At 68.8% G+C, this 215-nt stretch carries 1 protein-coding gene; it reads left to right on the forward strand.

From position 1 onward, the window contains the following. Nucleotides 1-215: RHS repeat domain-containing protein (locus C2I19_RS15100; RefSeq protein WP_146056831.1), on the forward strand; the 215-nt coding region annotated here is incomplete at both ends.

The raw sequence follows: 215 nt of genomic DNA on the forward strand, positions 1-215 counted from the left end.
GGCGGGGAGTGGACGGCGGACACGCTGAGCGCCTACCTGCGGCAGCGGCCGAGCAATGCGCAAGACCAAACCACCCGCACCGTCTACGACGCGGCTGGTCGTCCGACTTACAGCATCGATCCCTTGGGCTACGTCACCGAGCGCCAGTACGACGCAGCCGGGAATGTCACCGGCAGCGTGCGCTACGCCGACAAGCTGGAGGCGACGCTGCCGCG

The organism is Chromobacterium alticapitis, from assembly GCF_002924365.1.
Taxonomy (GTDB): Bacteria; Pseudomonadota; Gammaproteobacteria; order Burkholderiales; family Chromobacteriaceae; genus Chromobacterium; species Chromobacterium alticapitis.